This window comes from Janibacter sp. YB324, from assembly GCF_014217915.1.
GTDB lineage: Bacteria > Actinomycetota > Actinomycetes > Actinomycetales > Dermatophilaceae > Janibacter > Janibacter indicus.
Window position 1 is genome coordinate 2,441,639 of the sequence record NZ_CP060120.1, and the last position, 19,725, is coordinate 2,461,363.

Consider the following 19,725-nt stretch of genomic DNA (forward strand, 5'->3'; position numbering starts at 1 on the left):
GAGGTGTCCTCGGCGAAGGACCGCGAGGCCCGGAAGGCCCCGGCCGTCGAGAGCCGCAGGGGGTCCATAGTCATGAGTATGCTGCAGTTGCACGGTCTTGCGAAGGTGCCAGGGCCATCGCGGTCAGGCCGTGACGAGGGGAGCCCCTGTGGACGTTTGGCGCATGACGATTGCGGTGCTGCGCCGCTGGTACGTCTTCCTCCCGCTCATCACCCTGTCCGCGGCAGGTGCCTACGTCGTCGGCCAGGGGGTGAAGCCGCAGTACGAGGTCACGGCCACCTCGATCCTCGTCCCCGGGATGGTCGAGGCCGAGGAGGCCACCAACCCCTACGGGGGCATGGACAACACCACCGACGTCATCGTCATCGTGCTCGGCGCTCCCCACACCCGAGAGGCCCTCGCGGATCGAGGACTGGACCCCACCTACGAGGTGGACACCCGCTCCCGGACCAGCATCATGGACGTGACCGTGCTCAGTGCCACCGAGCAGCAGGCCACGGCCACCGCGGCGGCGCTGCTCGAGATCGCCGAGCAGGAGCTGGCGGACCGGCAGGAGGGCGTCCCCGAGCGGGCCCAGATCAAGTTGCAGGTCCTGAGCGAGCCCGCCCTGACCGACGTCGTGTCCGAGGGCAAGATGCGCAACATGGCGGTCGTCGGCGTCGTCGGCGCCGCGCTGTCGTTGCTCGTCACCCTCCTCTTCGACGACCTCCTCGGGCTCTTCAGGCGCGCCCGCGCTCGGAAACGGCAGAAGGGGCCGGCCGACGAGGTCGCCACCCAGGAGACCGGGGCGGACGACGCCCCACGACAGCCACCGGCGCAGCCGCAGGAGCAGCTGACCAACGGACAGGTGACCCTCGAGCCAGATCCGCCCTCCCGCAGCAGGCGCGAGAGGGCAATGAGTCGTGGTCAGGCCTGAGCCCGACCTGACACCTCGGGTGGCACCCCGGCACGCGCCCCAGGCCGTCGACGACTCCTGGCGCCCGCTCCTCCTCCGGGTCCCGGGTCCGCTGAGGAGGCCGCAGCCGGACCATCGACCGTTCCTGTTGCGTCCGTGGTCCATCACGACCGCGGGAGTCCTGGTCCTCTTCCTCGCCCTGCAGTTCCTCATTCCCGCGCGCCTCGTCATCGGCGGGATGGGAGCGGCGGGACGTCCCTCCGTCGCCGTCGGGATCCTGCTGGCCTTCCTGTGGGTCGTGTCAGCCATCCGCCGGCGCCAGCTCCCCCACGGCCGCCAGCCGATTCGGTGGGCCGTCGGGCTCTTCGTCGCCGTCCAGGTGATCGGCAACGTCGTCGGCTACGACCGCCTGCCCACGCTCGGCCAGGCCAGCGCAGCCGCCCGTTGGCTCCTGGTGGTCGCGGCCATCGCGGGGGTGACCCTCGCCGTGGCCGAAGGCGTGCGCACCCGTCGGGAACTCGATCGCGTCCTCGGGGCCCTGGTGCTCTTCGCCGCGGCGATGTCGGTCGTGGGCATCCTGCAGTTCAGCGGACTGGTCGACCCCGTGGACTACATCCGCATCCCGGGCCTGAGCTACAACTCCGCGGCCCTCGGGGTGGCCGAGCGTGGTGAGGGCATCCCTCGCGTCGCCGGCACGGCCAACCACTACATCGAGTTCGGCGTCGCCCTGGCCCTCGTCCTGCCCGTGGCCCTGCACTACGCGCTCTTCAGCACGGGCCAGGCTCGGTGGTGGCGCTGGCTCTGCGTCGGCCTCATCGCCCTGGCCATCCCGCTGTCCGTCTCCCGGTCGGCCATCGTCACCGTGGCCGTGGCCATGCTCGTGCTCTCCACGGTCTGGCCGTGGCGGATGCGCTACAACGCCCTCGTGATCTCGGTCGTCTCGATCGCCGTCTTCCACGTGGTCAACCGCGGCGTGCTCGGCACGATCAAGGCCCTCTTCACCAACGTCGAGAACGACCCGAGCGTCACGGCCCGCATCGAGCGGACCACGATCGTGATGGAGCTCTGGCACGAACGACCAGTCTTCGGCTGGGGAGCCGGCATGGTCACCCCGGAGGAGTTCCTGCTCCTCGACAACCAGATCTACGGATTCATGCTGGCCGGGGGCATGCTCGCCGTCCTGGCCTTCCTCGTCCTCCTCCTCATCCCCTACCTCGTCGGTCGGAGCGTCCGCCTGCGCGGCAGCGATGAGGAGACGCGGCACCTCGGCCAGGCCCTGGCGGCCACCATGCCTGCGGCCCTCGCCGCGAGCGGCACCTTCGACTCGTTCGCGTTCGCGACCTTCGTCGGGCTCCTCTGTGTCCTCATCGGCGCCACCGGTGCGCTCTGGCGCCTCGACGGGATCACCCCCTCCCGGCCGCTGCAGGACGCCGCCCCCGGAGACCGGTACGTCGCCACCCCGCTGACGGCGAACGTCCGCGAGCGGGTACGTCGGGCGTGGACGGACCCGCACCCGGGCAGGATCGTCCGCCGAGGTGCGGATGGTTGATCCGCCGCGGCTCTGGTCAGGCGGTCCGCTTTCGGCCAGACTCGGTGCATGAGGGGGATTCCGGGACAGGCGCTCCGCGCCACGCGAGCCGTCGTAACATCCGTGCGTCGCCCTCCCTACGTGGCCCCGGGCCACTACTACTCCCCCGTCACGTCGCAGTCCGATCGCGAGCGGGCCATCGCCTGGCGATCGTTGCCGCCGGTGGGGGTCGACGTGGACGAGGACGGCCAGCGGGCCCTGATGCGCGACATCGGCCCGCTCATGGCGGAGCTGCCCGAGGACCGGTGGCAGACCAACGGCATGTACGGGCGGGTCGACGCGGCCGTCCTGCACGCGATGCTCCGGCACCACCGGCCCCGGCGCCTGCTCGAGATCGGGTCGGGCTACTCGACCGCGGTGGCGCTGGACGTCGCCGACCGGTACCTGCCCGACCTCGACATCACCTGCGTGGAGCCCAACCCCGAGCGCCTGCGATCCCGCCTGAGGGCCCGCGACGACGTGGAAGTCATCGAGCGGCCGGTCCAGGACGCACCGGCCGAGATCTTCGATCGCCTCTCGGCCGGGGACTTCCTCTTCATCGACTCCACCCACGTCCTGAAGTCCGGGTCCGACGTGGCCTGGCTCTACCTGCACGTCCTGCCGACGCTGCCACCGGGTATCCACGTCCACGTCCACGACGTCCACTGGCCCTTCGAGTATCCCGAGCCGTGGCTCCGTGAGGGCCGGGACTGGACGGAGACCTACCTCCTGCGGGCCTTCCTCACCCACAACGACGTGTGGCAGGTCCGGTTGATGACGTCGTGGATGTGGGGACAGCACCCGGAGCTCGTCCCACCCGGTCTGCGGGACCGGCCCACGGGTTCCCTGTGGATGCAGCGCATCAGGTCGGCTCCACCGGCGGAGACCCCGGACCGGCCATGATCGACTGCCTGCTGGTCGTCGTCTCCTACCGCAACGTGCCGGGTCTGGCCCAGTTGCTGGAGTCGGTGCCGGCCGCGGTCGAGGACCTCACCTGGCACGCCGTCGTCGTCAACAACGAGCCGGGTGACGACCTGACAGCCGTCACCCGTGATCCGCGGGTCCAGCTCGTCGAGTCGGGGGACAACCTCGGATACGCCGGCGGCCTCAACCGTGGGTTGGCTGCGGCCCCGCCGTCCCGGTGGACGGCCTTCCTCAACCCCGACGTCCGTCTGGGGCCGGGGTCCGTGGCCGCGCTGGCGAGGGCGGCCGGTCGGAGCGACGCCGCCGTCCCCATCATTCGCGACGACGACGGTGTCCGTCAGTGCTCACTGCGCCGGGAGCCGACCATCCTCCGCGTCGTCGGGGACGGACTCCTGGGCAACCACTGGCCCGCGCGCCCGACCTGGCTGAGCGAGACCGTCCGCGACCAGGAGGCGTATTCGAGGGCAGGGGCCGTCGACTGGGCGACCGGCGCCGTCCTCGTCGTCGCGACGGTCGTGGTGGGGCGCGCCGGCCCGTGGGACGCGGGTCGGTTCTTCCTCTACTCGGAGGAGACGGACTACTGCCGGAGGCTGCGCAGCCTGGGCACGACCATCCATGTCGTCCCCGATGCCGTCGTGCACCACACGGGTGCCGGGTCAGGAACCTCTTCGGACCTGCACGCGCTCCAGGAGGTCAACCGGGTCCGTTACTTCGGCAAGTGGCACGGGCGGCTGGCAACTGCCGGCTTCGCGGGCGTCGTGGCCCTGAGCAACACCGTCCGAGCCCACCGGCGCGAGGCGCGAGCCGCCCTCGGGGCCTTCGTGTCGCCACGGCGGCGGGCCGCACTGCCGGGGGGTGGCCGATGAACCCACCGATCGGGAGCATCGTCATCCCGGCCCATGACGAGGAAGCCGTCATCGGGCGCACCCTGAGTCACCTTACGCAGGTCGTTCGGGAGGGGCTGGTCGAGGTCGTCGTGGTGTGCAACGGCTGTACCGACCGCACCGCGGAGACGGCCCGCGAGTTCGTCGGTGTGCACGTGCGCGAGCGGTCACAGCCCTCCAAGACCGCGGCCCTGCGCGAAGGGGATGAGGTGGCCTCTCCCGGACCGCGGATCTACCTCGACGCCGACGTCGAGCTGACGGGCCGGGCCGCCGTGGACACGCTGCGGGCCCTGGCCGACGGCGCCCTTGCTGCCCGGCCACCCCACCGCTTCGAGACCCGGGGGGCCCACTGGACCGTCCGACGGTGGTACGCCGTCCGCGAGCGGCTGCCCTCCATCTCCCGTCAGCTGTGGGGCGCCGGGTGCTACGGCCTGTCCAGCGCCGGAAGAGCGAGGTTCGGCGCCTTCCCCGAGGTGGTGGCCGACGACCTCTTCATCAACTCGCTGTTCACGACCGACGAGATCCAGATCATCGAGACGGATCCGGTCGTGGTGCACACCCCCCTTCGCCTGGGCAGCCTGCTCCTCATCAAGCGCCGCACTTACCGGACCCAGGAGGCCGCGTGGGTCGAGGCCGGACGGGGGCCGGTCTCCCCGGGCCAGCGAAGCCAGCTGCGTGATCTGGTCCGGCTCGTCGGGCGCGAACCGGGACGCCTCGGTGACGCCGCCGTGTACGTCGCCGTGATCGTCATGGCGCGCATCCGGGCGCGCGTCGGCTCGGCACCCCGCTGGGAGCGGGACACCAGCTCCCGAGGAGTGGCCTGATGTCCCCTTCGACGCCGAGTGAAGCGAGGTGGTCATGGTCATCAAGCAGATGTTCCACCGGCTCCCCCCAGTGACCAGACGTGACGCGGTCATCGCGGCGCTCATGGCCGAGCGTGGACGTCCCTCGTTCTTCTACAAGCTGCGGGAGTCCAAGCGACTGCGCCTGCTGGACGCCCCGGAGGACTCCCCCGCCCCCGTGTGGGAGCTGAACGACAAGGCCGCCGGGTATGCCTTCGCCCGCAGCCACGGCGTCCCGATCCCCCGCGTCTACGGTCAGTTCGCCGGGGCTGAGGAGATCGACTGGGACGGGGTCCCCGATCGCTTCGTCGTCAAGGTGACCTGCGGGACCGTCGCCCAGGCGGTGTGGCCGCTGGCCGCCGACGGCGACGGGTACCGCGATCTGCTGAGCGGCGCTCCGGACGTGATCTCCCGCGCCGACCTCACAGCTCGGGTCGACGATGCCATGCGCGCGGACGAGCCGGCCACGGTGCTCCTGGAGGAGTTCCTGCCCGCCCCCGACGACTCGCCCCTCAGCGTCCCTCCTGACTACAAGCTGCACTGCTTCCACGGCGCCGTCGGGATGATCGCCGTGATCGGGCGCACGCAACGCGCCGGTCGACGACTCGCCTCGCGGTACTTCGCGCCGGACGGGACCGACCTCGGCAACGCCGCAGCCGACACCCTGATCGACTCGCGGCTCCCGTCACCGCCACACCTCGACGACCTGGTGGCTGCCGGCCGCACCCTCTCCGAGGCCATCCGGTCCCCGTACGTCCGCATCGACATGTACGACACCCACCAGGGCATCTGCTTCGGTGAGATCACCCCCGACCCCGGCGGCAATCACGTGATGCGGGCCGACGTCGACCGGCACCTGGGAGAGCTGTGGGAGATCGCGCAGCACCGGCTGGAGCAGCGGGCCATCGGCCTCGGGATCCGGGGACCCGAGTACGGGCCGCACGGACGTGACATCGTCGCTCCTCGAGCACGGCGACGCGGATGAGCACCGATCGTGGCCGCGTGGTCGCCGAGCTGCCGCTCCCGCTCGGGCCGGAGGCCACCCGCCTGGATGCCATCGCCATCGCCGTGGCCCTCGAGGACGGCTGCGGGGTGGTCCTCGACGACGCGCTGATCACCGTCGAGCACCTGCGCGACCGCGAGTCGGTCCAGGCCGTCCTGGACGGACTGGAGGACTAGTCCCATGTGCGGGATCGCCGGCGTTCTCTCCTTCGACCACACCCCGGGCGTGGACCTCGGACGGCGCATGGTCTCGCGACTGGCACACCGCGGTCCCGACGGCAGCGGCATCTACCGGGACGCGCGCGTCCTGCTCGGGCACACGCGGCTGGCCATCCTGGACGTCGCCGGTGGGGCGCAACCGATGGGCAACGATGACGGCACGGTCTGGGTCACCTTCAACGGCGAGATCTTCAACCACGTCGAGCTGCGGCAGGAGCTGGTCGCCCTCGGTCATCGGTTCCGCAGCCACAGCGACACGGAGGTGATCGTCCATGCCTGGGAGCAGTGGCAGGAAGACTGCTTCAGCCGGTTCAACGGACAGTGGGCCATCGCGATCTGGGAGCGGGACGCCGAGCGCCTGGTCCTCTCCCGGGACCGACTGGGCGTGCGGCCGCTGTACCTGACCCGACAGCGCGATCGGGTCGTCTTCGCCTCGGAGGTCAAGGCGATCTTCGCGGTGCCGGAAGTCCCCCGGTCGCTCGACCGGGTGGGCCTGGCCCAGACGATGACCTTCTGGAGCCCGGTCGCACCACGCACGGTCTTCGTCGGCATCGAGCAGCTGCCACCGGGACACCTGGTCACCATCACGCGGGAGGGGCACCACGTCCGCCCGTACTGGCGCCCGGAGTTCCCCGAGCGCGGGCGCGAGGAGTCGCAGGACCTCCAGCGCAACGCGGACGACCTGCGCGAGCGGCTCGTCGAGGCCGTCCGCCTGCGATTCCTGCGCAGCGACGTCCTCGTGGGCGCCTACCTGTCCGGAGGCATCGACTCGGCCGTCATCGCCGCCGTCATCGCCCGGTACACCGACGTACCGCTCCAGACCTTCTCGCTGCGGTTCGCGGACGCCGACTTCGACGAGGGGCCCTTCCAACGCGAGATGGCGCAGCGTCTGGGCACGGAGCACCACGAGGTGACGGTCTGCTCCGACGACATCGGCGCGGCCTTCCCGGACGTGGTGCGGCACGCGGAGACCCCGGTCCTGCGCGCCGCCCCGGCGCCGATGCTGCTCCTGTCCGCACTTGTCGCGGAGCACGGGTACAAGGTGGTGGTGACCGGGGAGGGCGCGGACGAGGTCTTCGCCGGGTACGACATCTTCCGTGAGGCCCGGCTGCGCGAGTTCGTGGCCCGGGACCCCTCGTCCCGTCTGCGCCCCGAGGCGCTCGACCTGCTCTACCCGTGGATGGCGCGGGCTCCGGGTCGAGCACCCGCATTTGCTCGGGAGTTCTTCGGCCGCAACCTCTCGCCGGACGATCCGGCGATGTCCCATCGGCCCCGCTGGGACAGCACGGCCTCCCTGCTGGGCCTCGTCACACCGCACCCGGACTGGCCCGCCGATGTCACGGCCGACCTCGTCGACCGGATGCCTGAGGAGCACCACCACTGGGACCCGTTGAGCCGGGCGCAGTGGCTGGAGATGACGACCCTGCTGCCCGGCTACATCCTGGCGTCACAAGGAGACCGGATGCTCATGGCCAACTCGGTCGAGGGCCGCTTCCCCTTCCTCGACCGCGACGTCGTCGACCTGGCCAACCGTCTGCCTGCCCGGCACAAGCTGCTCGGCCTGGACGAGAAGCACGTGCTCAAGACCGCCTTCGCCGACCTGCTGCCGCCGTCCATCCTGACCAGACCGAAGCAGCCCTATCGGTCCCCGGATGCAACCGCTTTCTTCGGCGGCGGATCACCCGAATGGGTGGATGACGTGATGGATCCGGCGGCAGTGACCGCGGCCGGCATCTTCGATCCCGGCGCCGTCGGGGCACTCCTGGCCAAGTGTCGGCGGAAGCAGGGCAGGGGCATGGGTAACACGGACAACATGCGTGCCCTGGCCATGCTCTCGACCCAGTTGATCCACCGTCAGTTCATCGTCGAGGACGGTGCGCCCGAAGGGGATCTGCCCTTGCCGGAGCCTTTCACGCTGATCGACCACGCCACGCACAGATAGGGATGGACATGACACCTTCATTCGGGCCGCACACGCTCGCGATCGACCTCCCGCGCACGACCGAGCAGATCGGCGACCGCATTCGCGACCACCTGCGGCGCACCCGGAGGAAGGGCCTCGTCGTCGGGCTCTCCGGCGGGATCGACTCCAGCGTCGTGGCAGCACTCGCCGTCGAGGCACTCGGCGCCGATCGCGTCTTCGGGATCCACATGCCCGAGAGGGAGTCGTCACCCGAGACCCTGACCATCAGCACGAGCCTCTCCGACGCCCTGGGCATCGACTCCGCCACAGAGGACATCACCGACATCCTCGACGCCTTCGGCGCCTATCGCCGCAGGGACGACGCGATCCGGCTCGTCTGCCCCGAGTACGGCCCGGGCCACCGGTCCAAGATCGTGCTCCCGTCGGTGGTCGACTCGGACAGCTACCGCCTCTATTCCGTGGTGGTCGTGGACCCCGACGGCAAGCAGCAGCAGTACCGACTGACGCCGCAGGCCTACCTGAGCATCGTGGCAGCGACGAATTTCAAGCAACGCTCGCGCAAGGCACTGGAGTACTTCCACGCCGACCGGCTGAACTACGGCGTCGCGGGTACACCCAACCGGCTTGAGTTCGACCAAGGCTTCTTCGTCAAGCTCGGGGACGGTGCCGCCGACATCAAGCCGATCGCGCACCTGTACAAGTGCCAGGTGTATGCGCTCGCCGAGCACCTCGGCGTCCCGGAGCAGATCCGTCGTCGCCCGTCGACGACGGACACCTACTCGCTGGCGCAGTCCCAGGAGGAGTTCTACTTCTCGCTGCCGCACGACCGGATGGACCTCTGCCTCTACGGCAAGAACAACGGCATCCCGACAGCGGAGGTCGCTGCCGCAGCCGGCCTGACCCCGGAGCAGCTCGATCGCGTCTACCGCGACATCGACCAGAAGCGGAGGGCCACCGAGTATCTCCACCTGGCACCCGAGCTGGCCGGCGACGTCCCTGAGGTGTGACTCCGCCGGAACGGGCCATGTCCGCTGCTCAGGTCACGCCCGGTCCAGCGCCCGCAGCGAGTCGTGGAGATCGTGACACCACGGCGCGATCCGTCCAGGATCGACACGACCATCGAGGTGGGCGGCGATGGACGTCGCGAGCGATCGGACGCACTTCAGCTCCATGCCCAACCGGACGAGGTCACGATCGAGATCGTGCCCCACGACGTCCTCGTAGGCCGACACGAATTCCTCGACCTTGTCCGGAGCCGACCCGACGAGCACGACGGCAGCAGCTCCGACCTCCAGGACCCACGGCGCCCGGACGACGTTGTCGAAGTCGATCACGGCTCGCACCCCGAGCTGCTCGTCGAGGACGAGGTTCTCCCAGTTGACGTCGTTGTGGATGAGCCCGATCTCCCACGGATGCACGCGGGCAGCGATGGAGGTCTCGGCGAAGGCGTCGGCGCGCTGGGCGATCTCGGGGAGGATGTCCAGCACCCACCAGTCGAAGGCGGACTTGCCCGGCTTCAGGCGCAGCCTCTGCCATCCGGACAACCAGCGCCGGCGCGACCAGCGGACGTGGCGCAGGGTCGCCCGGGGGGCCCGCAGGAGCCGATCGGGGTCCTCGGGCACCCCGTCGAAGGGGATGCGGCTGCTGGTGGTGTGCAGGGTCGCGATCAAGCTCCCCAGCTGACCGACGAGGCGCGGCCCGGCCTCCGTCACCCCGTCACGATCAAGGACGGACAGGTGCCGGCCGTCAACCCAGTCGTGCAACGCATACCACGCAGGCCCCACCCTGACGATGGTGTCGCCTCCCGGGGCGGCATGGAGCGCTGCCACCGGAAAACCGGCCGCGGCCAGCCTGGCCTCCAGGGCGTGGGCCATGGCGAGACGTTCACGCGCGGCGCCCGTGGTGTATCCCTTGAGCGCCCACTTTTGTGCATCCGACCTCAGCAAGGCTCCGGTCACGATGCCTCCACCCGAGATCAATGGCGAGACCGTCACCACCGATGCCGGGTCCAGCCCGAATGCCGCCAGCACCGCCGGGGCGACCGACATGCTGGGCGGCCTCGTCCGGCTGGCGCGCGCGCGGAGACTGACCATGCATGAGTCTAGCCCGCAGCGCTCCCGCGCCCATATGATCGAGATTCGGCCCCCTCCGAGGAGGGCACATGGGGATTCGAGAGATGGCGCGTCGGTCACGGGAGCTGGGTGCCCGTGTCCTCACGACAGCCCAGGGCGACGCGAGCCGGCGCTCCCGTGCCCCTCGAGGTGAGCAGCCGCACGTGGCCATCATCATCGAGAACCTCCCGTTGCGCCTGGACCGACGAGTTCGCCACGAGTGCCAGGCGCTGATCCAGGCCGGGTATGCAGTGAGCGTCATCTGCCCGAAGGAAGACCCCGGAGAACCCGACGCGCACGATCTCGACGGAGTGCACGTCCACTCGTACCCAGCGTTCGAGAGCACCGGCACCCTGCTGTCGTACGTGTGGGAGTTCGGCACCAGCTTCGTCCAGGCATCACGACTGAGCGTGCGCGTCCACCGGGCCGCTCCCTTCGACGTCCTGCAGGCGTGCAACCCGCCGGACACGTACTGGCTGCTCGGGGCCTTCTGGAAGCTCACCGGGCGGGCCTTCGTCTTCGACCAGCACGATCTCTGCCCCGAGGTGTACGAGGCCCGCTTCGGTCCAGGGGGTCTCGTGCATTCCGCGCTGTTGTGGCATGAAGGCCTGACCTACAGGGTGGCCGACCGGGTCATCTCGCCCAATCCCGGGTACCAGGACATCGCCTGCGACCGGGGCAAGGTCCCCCGGCACCTGACCTCCGTCGTCATGAGCACCCCGGATGCGGAGGTCATGAAGCGCGGCGCGGAGCACCCCGAGCTGCGGCACTCGCGCAAGCACCTCGTGTGCTACGTGGGGATCATGGGACCCCAGGATGGCGTCGACAACCTCATCGAAACCATCGACGCGTTCGTCCACGAGCTGGGTCGGGGCGACACGCACTTCGCGCTCCTGGGCTTCGGCGACAGCGCCGATGAGCTGCGCGCGGAGTGCACCGCCCTGGGACTCGACCCGTGGGTGACCTTCACCGGGCGGGTTGACCACGCCGAGATCGGCCGGTGGCTGTCCACCGCAGACATCGGCGTCACCCCCGACCCGCCCAACGAGTTCAACCATCGGTCGACGATGAACAAGACCCTCGAGTACATGGCCCACGAGGTCCCCGTGGTGGCCGTGGACCTGCGTGAGACCCGACGATGCGCAGAGGACGCCGCGCTGTACGTCTCGGGGACCAGTCGGATCGAGGCAGCTCGCGCGATCTCGGACCTCCTCGACGACCCCGGTCGACGCCGGGAGATGGGACAGCGTGGTCGCGCCCGGATCGAGGGCACCCTCGCCTGGAAGCTCCAGGCAGACGAGTACGTGCGCGTCTTCGACACGCTGACGTCCGCGACCCGCCGCCGGGCCACCCGATGACCCCGGCGACCAGGTCCGTGGCCGCCGCCCTGGCCGTCGTGACTCTCGGCGCCTGCCAGAACGGTTCGGCAGACGAGGTGTCGTCAGACGCCGGGTCCCCGCGATCCGGAACCTCGACGCCGGACACCAGCGCGTCCTCGACGTCCGTGGTCCCCGAGTTTCCGAACGCGGCGAGCACAGGAGTTCCGTCCGGGACCCGGCTCAAGCCCTCTGACAAGCTGGTCATCACCGAGGACAACACCGTCATCGACGGCCTGCACGTGGACGGGACCATCACCATCGACGCGGACAACGTCACCGTCCGCAACACCCTGGTCCAGAGCCCCACCGACATGTACCCGATCAAGGTCACCCCTGGCAGCACCGGCGCGCTCATCGAGGACGTCGAGATCGACAACGAGGGCGGCACCGGCATCGGCATCTACCTGCAGGGCACCGCCACGATCCGAAACGCCGACATCCACTCCGCCGAGGACGGCATCCGGATCCAGGCCGACGACGTGGTGGTCGAGGACTCCTACATCCACGACCTGCAGCCCTACGAGGGCGGGCACCACGACTCCATCCAGATCCGCAGCGGCGACAACGTGACCATCCGCCGCAACAACCTGCAGGCCTACGTCGCCTCCCTGGACACCCCGCTCAACGCCTCGCTCCAGATCGGCTCCCTCGCCGGCACCGACCCGATCACCAACCTGCGGGTCATCGGCAACCTCATGAACGGCGGCAACTACACCATCAACGGTGGCCGCAAGGGAGACACCGACAGCGCCCACTACGCCGACAACCGCTTCGGCCGGGACTACCGCTACGGCGCCGTCGCCAACCTCCAGGACGGCAGCACCTGGGACGACAGCAACGTCTGGCACGACACCGGCAACCCCGTCCGCTGACCACCGGTGAACAGCGACCCGTCAGCCACACGTCCGGTCAGTCGACCTCCAGTCGAACGATCTGGTCATCTGTGGCTGACGGGTCGCCTCGTCCGTCGGTGTTGGACGTCACCACCCACAGGTCGTCGTCCGGCGACATCGTGACGGCTCGCAGCCGGCCCAGGTCGAGCTGATGGTCCTGGGGCGTGCCCAGGTCTCCGGTCGCCTCGATCGGCACGTACCACAGCCGCTCCCCCCGGAGTGCAGTCATCCAGATGCCGTCATCGGTGACGGCGATCCCGGACGGTGAGGCTTCGTCCGTCGTCCACGTGACGAGCGGGTTGATGTAGTCGCTGTCATCCGCCCACCCCTCGATGTGTGGCCACCCGTAGTTGCCGCCTGGCTCGATGCGGTTGATCTCGTCGTACTTCTGGCTGCCGAACTCGGAGGCGTACATGGTGCCGTCGCTGGTCCAGCCGATCCCCTGGACGTTGCGGTGCCCGTAGCTGAAGACCTCGTTGTCGAAGGGGTTGCCCGGGGCCGGGTCGCCCGACGTGGTCAGCCGCAGGATCTTGCCGGCCAGGCTCGAGGTGTCCTGCGGCAGATCGAGGTCGCGGGCGTCGCCTGTGGTCACGTACAGGTAGCCGTCGGGGCCGAAAGCGAGTCGCCCGCCTGAGTGGGTCTCGTTGGTGGGGATCCCGTCGAGGATGACCTCGGGGTCCACGAGGTCATCGCCGCGCAGGGTGTAGCGCACGATCCGGTTGTCCGACTCCGTCGTCAGGTACATGTAGATGCCGTTGTCGGGGCCGATGGCCAGACCCAGGAGGCCATCCTCATTCTGGTGCTGCACTCCCTCCACCGCCCCGCCTTCGCCCCCGGCATCGAGCTTGGTCGTCCCGTCGTCATCGATGCGGAGCACCTCCCCCGAGTCCCGCAGCGTCACGAGCGCCGAGTCGTCAGGGAGGAAGTCGACGTCCCACGGCGTGTGCAGCTTCTCCGCCACCGCCTCGGCGAGCCGGACGCCCCCGGACCGCACGGGCCTGTTCGTCGTGCTGCCCGAAGGCTCGGTGCTCGAAGGTCCGCTGCTCGAGCTGCCGCTGGAGGTTTCAGACGTCGACGCATCGGACGGGCTCGGCACCGGCCCACCCCGCGGTGGTTCCTCGGCCGTGGTCGACTCGCTGCAGCCCGCCGAGACGGTCAGAGCCATCACCGCGGTCACTGCCCACGTTCGATGGCGACGGTGCATCCGTGGCATTCCGACCTCCGGGGGGGGTTGACCGGCGTCGACACCGGCGAGCGGGGGGTGGGTCACACAGCCGTCGTGGCCCTCTTGCGGAGCACGAAGGAGGCGATGTTGTCCATGCTGTCGAAGTTGGCCGGGACCGTCTCGTGGTCAGCGACGGGGACGGAGAGGTCGCCCTCGACGAACTCCACCAGCTCCAGCACTCCTGTCGAGTCCAGGACACCGCTGGCCAGCAGTGAGTCCGAGTCACCCGGCATCTTCGATGCCTCACCGAAGAGGAAGTTGGTCAGGATGAACTGACGGACCTCGCCCAGCACGTTGTCGCCCATTCCAACCTCACTCCAGTTGTGTGGATCGGCTTCCCCCGAACGACAGTCACGCTACTCTAAGGGTTCGGTAAGGAACAGGGGTTCCGATCCACACGGGGTGGCAGATGGACCAACGCTCGGCCAACATCGGCGACCTGCTCCTCGGCGCGGGCCGAGACGAGGACGTCGCACTCATCGACCGCAGCGGCGCCCACACCTACGCCACCCTCCGACAGGCCACGAACGCGCTGGCAGCAGTCGTCACCACGTGGGACCTTCCCGCCGGCTCCCGGATCGGCGTGCTCAGCCGCAACTCGCTCTTCTGGGCTGCGTCGTACCTCGCGATTCTGCGGACCGGACAGGTCGCCGTCCCCTTCGCGACGACGCTCGCGCCCCAGGACCTGCTCGTCAAGGCCGAGTTCGTCGACTGCGACTCGTTCTTCATCGACCCCGGGATCGGTGCGACCGCTGCCCGGGTGGCAGCTGCTGCCACCCGGGTCGTGGACCCGACCGTCCTCGACGGACCGCCGTCGGCCGCCGAGCCGTCCGTCGCCCCTGTGGCCCCGGACGACGACGCCGTCCTGATGTTCACGTCCGGGACCACCTCGGCTCCGCGTGCCGTGCGCGTCAGCCACCGCAACATCGCCGCCAACACCGATGCGATCGTGCAGTACCTCGCCCTCACGCCGCAGGACCGGATCGCCGTCGTGCTCCCCTTCTCGTACTGCTATGGCGCCTCCCTCCTGCACACGCACCTGCGCGTCGGGGCCAGCCTCTCGATCTGCGACACGTTCACCTTCCCCGAGACCGTGGTCGAGCTGATCCAGCGGGACCGGTGCACGGTCCTCGCGGGGGTCCCGTCCACGTACCAGCTCCTGCTGCGGGCCAGCTCGTTCGGGACCACCCCCCTTCCGACGCTCCGGGTGCTGCAGCAGGCTGGCGGGCGTCTGCCCCAGCCACAGGTCGACGCGGTGGCCGACTGCCAGCCGCACGCACGCCTGTTCGTCATGTACGGCGCCACGGAGGCCACGTCCCGCATGTCCTACCTCCCACCCGAGCTGCGTCAGGAACGCCGAGGTTCCATCGGCCGAGGCATTCCCGGAGTCACCCTGAGCGTGGTCGACGACGATGGTCAGGAGGTCGCGGCTGGGACCGTCGGCGAGGTCTTCGCGCGCGGGGCCAGCGTCACAAAGGGGTACTGGCGCGACCCGGAGGGCACGGCCACGCGATTCGTGGACGGCGGGCTGCGCACCGGCGACCTCGGCTACGCCGACCCGGACGGGTTCATCCACATCGTCGACCGCAAGGCCGACTTCATCAAGTCGTGGGGCATCCGGGTGTCCAGCCAGGAGATCGAGGATGCCGTCATCGAGCTGTCCGGGGTGAGTGCGGCTGCGGCAGTGGGGAGACCCGATGAGGCCGCGGGTGAAGCCATCGTCCTCTTCTACGTCGCCGCCGACGGTGTCCAGCCCGAAGATGTGCTCGCCCACTGCCGGGCATCCCTGGCGCGACACCTGGTGCCGCACGAGGTGCGACGGATCGAGCGACTGCCCCTGAACGCCAACGGCAAGGTCGTCAAGGCCGACCTGAAGTCGCTGGCCCTCGTCGAGGCCACGGTGTGAGACCCCCTTCGGGCATCGTCGGGCTGGGCACGGACGTGGTGGATATCGCTCGGCTCACCCGCCTGATCGACAGAGGCGGAACCCGGTTCCTCGATCGCTGGTTCCGCCCGACCGAGCTGCGGAGTTTCGCGGCCGAGGCGGACGGGCGTCAGGTCGCCGCGCTGCTGGCGGCCAAGGAGGCCGTGGCGAAGGCGCTGCGTGTCCCCGGCGACGGCCCGCTCCTCTGGCGCGACATCGAGATCGTCCCCGGGCCGGCGGTGCTGCTGCACGGCCGGATGCGCGACCTGGCCCTCACGCGCGGGGTCGGGTCCTTCCGCCTCTCGATGGCCAGCGCACCCGACCACGCGATGGCCACGGCCCTGGCGATCGCTGGTGAGGGTCAGACCTCGCTCTGACGGCGCGTGATGTCGTGCACCTCGCGGAAGAACTCGCTCTGCTCGATCAGCTCGGCGTGCGAACCCAGGGCAGAGACCCGGCCGTCCGACATGACCACGACCCGGTCGCACACCGCCAAGGTCGAGAGCCGGTGGGCGACCAGGACCGTCATGGTGTCCCGTTTGATCTCCACGAGCGAGGCCTGCACCAGCTCCTCCGACCTGGCGTCCAACGCGCTGGTGGGTTCGTCGAGCACGAGGACGTCGGGGGACTCGACCAGGGCCCTCGCCAGGCAGATGCGTTGCCGTTGGCCACCGGACACGGCGTTGACGCGTTGGCCGATGACGGTGTCGTAGCCGTGGTCCCACGACATGATGTCGTCGTGGATGTGCGCCCGCTTGGCTGCCGCCACGATGGCCTCGTCGGTGAGCCAGTCGCGGAAGAAGGCGATGTTGTCGCGCACCGTGCCCCAGATGACCTGCGAGGACTGGGGCACGTACGCGACGCGCCGCTGCCAGTCGGCACGCCGGAAGGCTCGGGCATCCGTGCCGTTGACGAGCAGTGCCCCCTCGTGGGGGTCCCGCAGTCGCAGCAGGACCTGCACGATCGTGGACTTGCCGGCGCCAGAGGGGCCGACGATGCCGATGGCCTCTCCTCGGTGCAGGTCGAAGCTGACGTCGTGCAGCACGTCGACACCGCTCTTGTAGGCGAGGGAGACATGTGAGAGGGCGATGACCTCGACGTCCTCGAGGGGGGTCTCACCGTCCTGCTGCGGGTGGTCGCCGTAGCGGTCCAAGGCGTCAGCGATGTGGTTGAGGAAGGGGACGCGCTCGTCGATGGCCGTGATCGAGGACTGGATCTGCTGTGCGTAGGTCAAGGCACGGATCAGCAGCAGGATGACTGCCGCCAGGGCGGCGAGCTCGCCGGCTCCCACCAGGGCCACGACCATGAGGGCCACGACGAGGAGCAGCATCGCGACGCTCTGGTAGAGGCCGGGCAGCGCGATCGACATGAACCGCGTTCGCACATAAGGGGCCTGCACGGACCGGATGCGGTCGTGGAGGCCGGCACGGAAGGCGGGGGTGGCACCGAAGACCTCCGTCTCCTCGGCCATCAGGACGACTTCCTGGACGGTGTTCGAGAAGGTCATGTTCTCGGCGCTCAGCCGCTTGGCATGTCGCCTCAGCCGGCGCGACAACGGGCGGAGGGCCAGGAAGAGCCCGATGGCAGCAACGAGGAAGACCGCGGCCGCGACGAAGTTCTGCACGAAGGCGCCCACCGCGATCGTCACGAACATGATGAGAGCCGTGAGCCCCGTACCCATGCTGATCACCGTCAGGGCCGCGTACGACGCGTTCTGCATCATCAGCGTCTGGAAGGCCCCATCGCGCTCGGTGGACTTCACCGGCCACGCGGCCGACGTGAAGGTCTCGAACAGCTGGCCACGCAGGTCCGCGAGCACCCGGGCGCTCATCTGCGCCGGGAGATAGGCGAGGACGAGCTGCAGTGCGGCGCGCAGCAGCGCCAGCCCGATGGCGATCACGAAGGTGGTCGAGGGGTCCACGCGCAGTGACACCGGTCCGATCGAGAACGAGGAGACGTCGCGGCCGTCGGCCACCCCGACCGCCATCGTCGCGATGAGCGTCAACAAGCCGGCCTCGACGAATCCGGCCACGATGGACATGACGACGACTGCCACGAGCGGCCATCTGGAGGAGCGGAAGAAGGGCGCGAGCCGACGCCATGCATCCCGCAGGCGAACCACGGTGCCCAGCGGTCCTGACCGCGGCGGCGATCCCGGCTCGGGGGTGCTCACGGTCGACGGCCGATGACGCCGTCGCGGGCGTGGCGCTGGTTCATCGGCACATCCGCTCGTCGGGATCTATGCAAGCAACATACAGCCCGGCGCAAGGGCCTCGCGTCGCTGAGCAGCACCGCCTCGGAGGCGATCCCGCACGCTCTGTCGGAGGTACCACCAGACCCCAGACTCCACTAACATCACGACGAGGGGCCGCTCGACCCCACCCTGGTTGCGAGGGGGAACACGCGATGCGCCGACAGGTCAAGCACGCAGTCAAGAGAGTGCGCCAGCGGCTGAAGCCTCCGACCCGCACGGACCTGCTGCCTCGCCCACAACGACTGGACCAGCGCCCGGACCTGCAGGAGTACCAAATCGGGCGCTACTCCTGGGGCCACCTGACGGTGTCCTACCGGACCGCTGGTTGCGGGTTGTCCGTGGGCCAGTTCTGCTCCTTCGCCTACGGCACCCGGATCATCCTCGGCGGCGAGCACCACGCGGAATTCGTCTCGACCTACCGATTCCCGTCCTACCCGCCGTTCAAGGAGGCCAGCGCCGAGAAGGTCGACTGGGCGACGGTGGGGGGCGGTGACGTCACCATCGGCAACGACGTGTGGATCGGGCACGAGGCCCTCATCCTCTCCGGCGTCACCCTGGGCGACGGCGTCATCGTGGGGGCGGGCAGCGTGGTCCGAGCCAGCGCCCCGCCGTACGCCCTCGTGGTGGGCAACCCGGCCCGCGTGGCCGGTTTCCGGTTCCCGGCCGAGCAGATCGAGGCCCTCCAACGGATCAAGTGGTGGGACTGGAGCGAGGAGCGCCTCATCGCTGCTCTCCCCCAGCTGATGTCCGACGACATCCAGGCCTTCATCGACGCCCACGACGTCGGGGGGTGAGCATGCCGACGCAGCCGGACTGGCCCGACCGGGTGACGGCCAGCGTCATCGTCCCCATCCGGGATGCTGCTCTGACCCTGCCCGAGCAGCTGGCGGCGCTGGCCGCCCAGGACACAGACGTCGAGTGGGAGCTGTTGCTCGTCGACAACGGCTCCCGAGACGAGAGCCCGAGCATCATCCGGGAGTACGCCGATCGTTGGCCCCGGGTTCGCCACCTGGTGTGCGAGCGCCCCGGGGCCAACGCCGCACGCAACACGGGCGCGGAGATGGCCCGCGGCGCCCACCTGCTCTACTGCGACGCCGACGACGTCGTCCACCCGTCCTGGGTCGGCGCGATGACGGCCTCCCTCGAGCTGCACGACGCCGTCGGTGGTCGCCTCGACAACGAGACCTTCCCGCCCGGCCACATGCCCCGCCACCCCGACAGGCTCCCGGTCACCGGTCGGTTCCTCCAGCGGGCCGTGACCGCCAACTTTGGGGTCCGCCGTTCCGTCTGGTCACACGTCGGGGGGTTCAACGAGGAGTACGAGTACGGCAGTACCGACACCGAGTTCTGCTGGCGAGTCCAGCTCGCTGGGTACGAGCTGGCGTACGCCCCGGAGGCGGTCGTCGCCTATCGGCACCGGGCCACCCTGGCCTCGGCGGCCCGCAAGTCGTATCGCACCGGCCAGGCGCACGTGCGCCTCTACCGCGACTTCCGCGACAGCGGCATGCCGCGCTCGAGCTGGCCGCGGACCATCGGCCGGTGGGGGCTTCTTGCGCTGCGGCTGCCGCGAGCCCTCGCCTCGGAACCGTATCGATGGACGTGGGTCCGAGAGGCAGCTCAGACCTGGGGCCGGGTCGTCGGCAGCGTCCGCCTCGGGCTCCGTTACCTCTAGAGACCCATCC

Annotated in this window: 19 protein-coding genes; 15 read left to right on the forward strand and 4 right to left on the reverse strand. The window is 69.7% G+C overall.

Going from position 1 to position 19,725, the window contains the following annotated elements; translation table 11 throughout:
* Positions 1 to 163: 163 nt before the first annotated feature.
* From H7A72_RS11900 to nadE, 9 genes are all read left to right on the forward strand, one after another.
* Entirely contained in the window at positions 164 to 916 is a 753-nt protein-coding gene (locus H7A72_RS11900; RefSeq protein ID WP_185220658.1) for a hypothetical protein, read from the forward strand.
* A gap of 127 nt (positions 917 to 1,043) precedes the next feature.
* The gene (locus tag H7A72_RS11905) at positions 1,044 to 2,444 is read left to right on the forward strand and encodes an O-antigen ligase (protein WP_185220659.1); all 1,401 of its coding nucleotides are present in this window, start codon (positions 1,044 to 1,046) and stop codon (positions 2,442 to 2,444) included.
* Between the two features lie 102 nt (positions 2,445 to 2,546).
* Positions 2,547 to 3,365 carry a class I SAM-dependent methyltransferase gene (locus tag H7A72_RS11910; protein WP_185220660.1) on the forward strand — a complete coding sequence of 273 codons (819 nt, stop codon included), beginning with the start codon at positions 2,547 to 2,549 and terminating at the stop codon, positions 3,363 to 3,365.
* Complete coding sequence (locus H7A72_RS11915) at positions 3,362 to 4,252, forward strand: glycosyltransferase family 2 protein (protein WP_185220661.1); 891 nt, start codon at positions 3,362 to 3,364, stop codon at positions 4,250 to 4,252. Before H7A72_RS11910 ends, H7A72_RS11915 begins: the two co-directional genes overlap by 4 nt.
* On the forward strand, positions 4,249 to 5,094 hold the full coding sequence (locus tag H7A72_RS11920) for a glycosyltransferase (protein WP_185220662.1): 846 nt from the start codon (positions 4,249 to 4,251) through the stop codon (positions 5,092 to 5,094). Before H7A72_RS11915 ends, H7A72_RS11920 begins: the two co-directional genes overlap by 4 nt.
* Positions 5,095 to 5,128: 34 nt before the next feature.
* A complete protein-coding gene (locus H7A72_RS11925; RefSeq protein ID WP_185220663.1) occupies positions 5,129 to 6,097 on the forward strand; it encodes an ATP-grasp fold amidoligase family protein in 969 nt (322 codons plus the stop codon).
* Positions 6,094 to 6,291, forward strand: a complete 198-nt coding sequence (locus tag H7A72_RS11930) for a hypothetical protein (protein WP_185220664.1) — start codon at positions 6,094 to 6,096, stop codon at positions 6,289 to 6,291. The genes H7A72_RS11925 and H7A72_RS11930 overlap by 4 nt, the downstream gene beginning before the upstream one ends.
* 4 nt (positions 6,292 to 6,295) lie before the next feature.
* A complete protein-coding gene (gene asnB, locus H7A72_RS11935) occupies positions 6,296 to 8,275 on the forward strand; it encodes an asparagine synthase (glutamine-hydrolyzing) (protein ID WP_185220665.1) in 1,980 nt (659 codons plus the stop codon).
* Between the two features lie 8 nt (positions 8,276 to 8,283).
* Positions 8,284 to 9,264 carry an NAD(+) synthase gene (gene nadE / locus H7A72_RS11940; protein WP_185220666.1) on the forward strand — a complete coding sequence of 327 codons (981 nt, stop codon included), beginning with the start codon at positions 8,284 to 8,286 and terminating at the stop codon, positions 9,262 to 9,264.
* Positions 9,265 to 9,297: 33 nt separating this feature from the next.
* Here the strand turns inward: nadE and H7A72_RS11945 are convergent, their stop codons facing one another.
* Entirely contained in the window at positions 9,298 to 10,449 is a 1,152-nt protein-coding gene (locus H7A72_RS11945) for a phosphotransferase enzyme family protein (protein ID WP_185220667.1), read from the reverse strand.
* An 83-nt stretch (positions 10,450 to 10,532) separates the two neighbouring features.
* Between H7A72_RS11945 and H7A72_RS11950 the strand changes: the two genes are divergently transcribed.
* Both H7A72_RS11950 and H7A72_RS11955 read left to right on the forward strand, forming a co-directional pair.
* Positions 10,533 to 11,726, forward strand: coding sequence for a glycosyltransferase family 4 protein (locus H7A72_RS11950; RefSeq protein WP_223277627.1), 1,194 nt, complete (start codon positions 10,533 to 10,535; stop codon positions 11,724 to 11,726).
* Between the two features lie 146 nt (positions 11,727 to 11,872).
* Entirely contained in the window at positions 11,873 to 12,619 is a 747-nt protein-coding gene (locus H7A72_RS11955) for a right-handed parallel beta-helix repeat-containing protein (protein WP_185220668.1), read from the forward strand.
* A 37-nt stretch (positions 12,620 to 12,656) separates the two neighbouring features.
* On the opposite strand, the gene H7A72_RS11960 is transcribed toward H7A72_RS11955, so the two are convergent.
* Both H7A72_RS11960 and H7A72_RS11965 read right to left on the reverse strand, forming a co-directional pair.
* On the reverse strand, positions 12,657 to 13,634 hold the full coding sequence (locus H7A72_RS11960) for a sorbosone dehydrogenase family protein (protein WP_223277628.1): 978 nt from the start codon (positions 13,632 to 13,634) through the stop codon (positions 12,657 to 12,659).
* Between the two features lie 272 nt (positions 13,635 to 13,906).
* A complete protein-coding gene (locus H7A72_RS11965; protein WP_185220669.1) occupies positions 13,907 to 14,170 on the reverse strand; it encodes an acyl carrier protein in 264 nt (87 codons plus the stop codon).
* 104 nt (positions 14,171 to 14,274) lie between these two features.
* Between H7A72_RS11965 and H7A72_RS11970 the strand changes: the two genes are divergently transcribed.
* Entirely contained in the window at positions 14,275 to 15,771 is a 1,497-nt protein-coding gene (locus H7A72_RS11970) for a class I adenylate-forming enzyme family protein (RefSeq protein WP_185220670.1), read from the forward strand.
* Entirely contained in the window at positions 15,768 to 16,166 is a 399-nt protein-coding gene (locus H7A72_RS11975) for a holo-ACP synthase (protein ID WP_185220671.1), read from the forward strand. The genes H7A72_RS11970 and H7A72_RS11975 overlap by 4 nt, the downstream gene beginning before the upstream one ends.
* Here H7A72_RS11975 and H7A72_RS11980 read toward each other — a convergent pair.
* Complete coding sequence (locus H7A72_RS11980; RefSeq protein ID WP_223277629.1) at positions 16,151 to 17,845, reverse strand: ABC transporter ATP-binding protein; 1,695 nt, start codon at positions 17,843 to 17,845, stop codon at positions 16,151 to 16,153. The genes H7A72_RS11975 and H7A72_RS11980 overlap by 16 nt on opposite strands.
* A gap of 350 nt (positions 17,846 to 18,195) precedes the next feature.
* Here H7A72_RS11980 and H7A72_RS17005 point away from each other — a divergent pair, with 350 nt between their 5' ends.
* Positions 18,196 to 18,837, forward strand: a complete 642-nt coding sequence (locus H7A72_RS17005) for a CatB-related O-acetyltransferase (protein ID WP_185220672.1) — start codon at positions 18,196 to 18,198, stop codon at positions 18,835 to 18,837.
* 2 nt (positions 18,838 to 18,839) lie between these two features.
* Positions 18,840 to 19,715 (forward strand): glycosyltransferase family 2 protein, encoded by an 876-nt coding sequence (locus H7A72_RS11990; RefSeq protein ID WP_185220673.1) that lies wholly within the window; start codon positions 18,840 to 18,842, stop codon positions 19,713 to 19,715.
* The last annotated feature ends 10 nt before the right edge of the window (positions 19,716 to 19,725 follow it).

Bases quoted from the DNA above. Each gene is read 5' to 3' on its own strand.
- H7A72_RS11970 (WP_185220670.1), top strand. From the start codon at position 14,275: ATGGACCAACGCTCGGCCAACATCGGCGACCTGCTCCTCGGCGCGGGC.
- H7A72_RS17005 (WP_185220672.1), top strand. From the start codon at position 18,196: ATGCGCCGACAGGTCAAGCACGCAGTCAAGAGAGTGCGCCAGCGGCTG.
- H7A72_RS11930 (WP_185220664.1), top strand. From the start codon at position 6,094: ATGAGCACCGATCGTGGCCGCGTGGTCGCCGAGCTGCCGCTCCCGCTC.
- H7A72_RS11965 (WP_185220669.1), bottom strand. From the start codon at position 14,170: ATGGGCGACAACGTGCTGGGCGAGGTCCGTCAGTTCATCCTGACCAAC.
- asnB (WP_185220665.1), top strand. From the start codon at position 6,296: ATGTGCGGGATCGCCGGCGTTCTCTCCTTCGACCACACCCCGGGCGTG.
- H7A72_RS11900 (WP_185220658.1), top strand. From the start codon at position 164: ATGACGATTGCGGTGCTGCGCCGCTGGTACGTCTTCCTCCCGCTCATC.
- H7A72_RS11920 (WP_185220662.1), top strand. From the start codon at position 4,249: ATGAACCCACCGATCGGGAGCATCGTCATCCCGGCCCATGACGAGGAA.
- nadE (WP_185220666.1), top strand. From the start codon at position 8,284: ATGACACCTTCATTCGGGCCGCACACGCTCGCGATCGACCTCCCGCGC.
- H7A72_RS11925 (WP_185220663.1), top strand. From the start codon at position 5,129: ATGGTCATCAAGCAGATGTTCCACCGGCTCCCCCCAGTGACCAGACGT.
- H7A72_RS11990 (WP_185220673.1), top strand. From the start codon at position 18,840: ATGCCGACGCAGCCGGACTGGCCCGACCGGGTGACGGCCAGCGTCATC.
- H7A72_RS11915 (WP_185220661.1), top strand. From the start codon at position 3,362: ATGATCGACTGCCTGCTGGTCGTCGTCTCCTACCGCAACGTGCCGGGT.